Here is a 3586-nt window from a genome sequence, read left to right as displayed (position 1 = left end):
GCCATTTACTAGGGGGCTTTATAATTTAATATCAATCGTTGTCCCGTGACCAATCTCACTGTTAATGGTAAGCTCTCCATTATGTTCCTGAATGATATCTTTGGCAATCGCCATTCCTAGCCCAGAGCCTCTATGTGCATCTCCAGTGTTTGTTCCTCGATAGTAACGGTCAAAAATTCTCTCGAGTTCTTCTTTCCTTATGCCTTTTCCATCATCTTTTATCATTATATGTGTTCGTTCTTGTTTCTCTACCAATACATCTATTTGGACATTTTCATCATTGTGAACCATTGCATTATAAAGTAAATTATTGATGGCTCTTCGAAAGAGAATTTCATCTATTTCCACAGGAATATTCTCTTGATTTACATGGAAAACAATATTACGATTAGAATATTTAGGATCATTTAATATATCAATCACAATATTTCTTAATAAAGCAACAAGGTTAACCGTTTTTTTATTTAACGATAATGCTTTATTTTTCAATCTTGTGGATAAATTTAAATCTTCCATTACTTCTTTGATATATAATGACTTTTGTTCAATAATTTCAGCATACTCCCTAATTTCTTCTAATGAAAAATGATAATCTTGATCTTTAATCAATTCAGCATATCCTTGTATCGATGCTAGTGGTGTTTTAATATCATGGGAGATATTTCCTATCCAATCTTCCCTCATTATCTCCAATTTCTTTCTTTCCTTTTCATTGGCTGTTAACTGATTGGATAGAAAGTTGACATTGTGAAAGACATCTTTATAAACTCCTTTAGGCTCATAATGGACAGTATAATCTTTATTTGCCAATCTTTTGATCCCATAAATAAGTGCATGTAAGGGTTGTGTCAGTCGTTTACTAAAAAAATAGCCAATTAGTAAGGCAATGAATACGTCTATTACTAAAATAATGCCAACAACCTTTACCACTCGATAGATGTCGCGATTATCAAAAGAAATAGCATAGCGATTTAAACCGGGATTCTCTATCCCAATAAAATAACTATAATCAATGGATTTTTCTTTTTTCCCACCAACAAAAACCGTTGTGTTCGCTATTTCCTGATATTTATACGTTTGAACGATATCCGCTGGCGTGTATTTTTCCATAATACCCTTAGGCGTTCTATAGCTATACATGACCTTACCATTTTCATCTAAAATTTGGATCCAGGCATTTTTTTCAATTAACGCTTTTTTTCCTGACTCGGTAATCGTCACATCATGATTTACTACAGTTATATTCTCTTGAAATTGTCTTGCAAAATCTTCAGGAGTTGTTTTGTTTCCTTGAAATATTGGTATGTCAAAGATAGACTGGGCTATTAATAAAGCAAGCATAATAAAAATGTTTATGAAAACAACGAGAGTAACGACTAAGACGATAGAAAGGATATATCTTCCAGTCAGCTTCCACTTCACAACCTATTCATCCTCTACAGTGAATTTATAGCCCAAGCCTTTTACGGTCATTAAAAACTTTGGGTGAGAGGGATCTGTTTCGATTTTTTCTCGGAGTCGCCGGATATGAACCATTACCGTATTATCAGAGCCAAAATAGTCTTCACCCCAGACTGTATCATAAAGCCTTTCTTTACTAATCACCTTATTGATATTTTGGAGGAAATACTTCATTAATCCAAGTTCCTTTGGCTTTAATTCAATGATTTCCTCATTCTTTAAAATTTGCGCTTTTTGCTCGTTTAATTCAAAGGGACCAGCCTTTATAATGGAATCTGTTATTACATCCGTCCGCATATAGTCTGCCCTTCTCAACTGTGCTTTTACTCGATAAGCAACTTCCTTAGGACTAAATGGCTTTGTGATATAATCATCTCCGCCTATGGCAAAGCCTAAAATCTTATCAATTTCCTCTGTTTTTGCTGATAAAAATAAAATCGGCACATTCGAGATATGTCTTATTTGTTTACATACATCATACCCTTCGCCATCTGGCAACATAATGTCTAATAAAACAAGATCCGGTTGTGTGCGTTGGAATTCAGCAAAACCTTCTTTCGCAGTGGTAGACGTCACTACATGATTGATTCCTTCTTTTATTAGAACTGTTTTAATAAGTCTTAAAATATCTTCTTCATCATCGATAATTAACACGGTTTTGTTACTGACCGACATCCAAAATACCTCCATAGCTGTTTTCTCTATTATAAAGGAAATAATCCAAGACCGATAATAATCTTAAGCTACATGCCAAAAAAGAACCCTTTTTGAAAAGAGTTCTTCCTTAATTATGGCTATTCCAACACTTCAGCGACTTTTTTAGGTAGTTCTTCAGCCTTTACTTCCTGATACGATGTAACATCTTTTCCATTTTTCACAAACAGAAGTAAATATGCATTTTCGCGAAGCTGTTTATCGGCAGAAAATGTGAGTGTTTTTTGGTTGCCATCTTTATCATAAGCTGGTAATTCATATTCATAACGTATATGAATGCCTCCATCACTCATTTTGTCCTCCGTTTTTGTTCCTTCTCCATTTATTTGTGTGAAATATTCATCAGCACCAACCCGATTAAGATTTACATTTTGTAGAAAAATGACACCACCAACTAAAATCACCAATACGATTCCAATCGCTATCATTGATTTTTTCATTTATATACTCTCCTCACCCTATTTTATTTTGTTACAATTTTGTAGTAGGTACGCACTGTTAAGAAGTAATAGATCACATAGATTAAAATATATATGCCTATACATATGAATACAGGAATAACCAGGTTTGTTTGCAATAGCCTAGATAAGGCAGTTAAAGCGACCGCGGAATGAGCTATACCTGCGACTAGCGGTAAAGCAAATATAAAGAATACCTGTTTCGCAATCGATTTTCTTACTTCTTGTTTGTTCACACCGATTTTGTGTAAAATGACATAACGCTCTTTATCGGAATTTGCTTCTGTCAACTGTTTAAAGTAGATAATGCTCCCTGTTGCAGCAATGAATACTAATCCTAAGAAGGCACCAATAAAGATCAGTAACCCTGTTGCTTCCATTCCAAGCGCGTAATCATTGTAAAAGCTAGAAAAGCTTGCATCATCAGCTAGAATCGATTCAATTTCCTTATTTATTCCTTGGGCCTGATTTTCGTTCGTAAATTTGTAAGCTTCCATGTTTACATGGTCTGTTTCTCTTTCCAACTTAGAAAATAACTCATCGCTTATCACCACAGTAATATTTGCTGTCTTGGAATTAAGAACGTTATATTTCAGCAATTTTTTAAACGTAATGTCTTCTGCTAGATGATCTACGTGCAATGGAATGCTAGAACCGACGTATTCTGGTGATAATCCTTCATAATAGTCTGCATCTAGTACAGCTGCATGATTGCCTTCCAGTGAAAGATGATCTTTTCTCCCTTGCAGTCCTGCCATTTCATTGAATGTTTTAGTAGAGATGATGGTATATTCCTGTATGATTTCGCCCATCATGCCATTCAAACTAGCTGTATCTACCTTTATTGGCACTGTCGGAATCGTTTTATGATAAATGATCTCATGGTTTCCATCTTGTAAAAGCTTCTCATTCACCTTATTCGCTAGCTGTTCATCATGATTCATAAACATGAT

General features: G+C 34.6%; 4 protein-coding genes. All 4 read right to left on the bottom strand.

Features of this window, described 5'->3' with window-relative positions; genetic code table 11:
* Positions 1–18 precede the first annotated feature (18 nt).
* Positions 19–1422: a sensor histidine kinase gene (locus ACPYKA_RS19820; protein WP_158324227.1), complete on the bottom strand. Its 1404-nt coding sequence runs from the start codon at positions 1420–1422 to the stop codon at positions 19–21.
* Positions 1423–1425: 3 nt separating this feature from the next.
* Positions 1426–2136 carry a response regulator transcription factor gene (locus ACPYKA_RS19815; protein WP_212965681.1) on the bottom strand — a complete coding sequence of 237 codons (711 nt, stop codon included), beginning with the start codon at positions 2134–2136 and terminating at the stop codon, positions 1426–1428.
* A 119-nt stretch (positions 2137–2255) separates the two neighbouring features.
* Positions 2256–2615 (bottom strand): YxeA family protein, encoded by a 360-nt coding sequence (locus ACPYKA_RS19810; protein ID WP_158324229.1) that lies wholly within the window; start codon positions 2613–2615, stop codon positions 2256–2258.
* Between the two features lie 23 nt (positions 2616–2638).
* A partial coding sequence (locus ACPYKA_RS19805; RefSeq protein ID WP_479543918.1) for an ABC transporter permease occupies positions 2639–3586 on the bottom strand: 948 nt, incomplete at its 5' end.

It is taken from the genome of Pseudogracilibacillus amylolyticus (SeqCode) (assembly GCF_051918545.1).
Lineage (GTDB): Bacteria > Bacillota > Bacilli > Bacillales > Amphibacillaceae > Pseudogracilibacillus.
The sequence above is the reverse complement of the archived record's forward strand: the minus strand, read 5'-3'. Positions and strand labels throughout refer to the sequence as shown.

Bases quoted from the DNA above. Each gene is read 5' to 3' on its own strand.
- ACPYKA_RS19815 (WP_212965681.1), bottom strand. From the start codon at position 2,136: ATGTCGGTCAGTAACAAAACCGTGTTAATTATCGATGATGAAGAAGAT.
- ACPYKA_RS19810 (WP_158324229.1), bottom strand. From the start codon at position 2,615: ATGAAAAAATCAATGATAGCGATTGGAATCGTATTGGTGATTTTAGTT.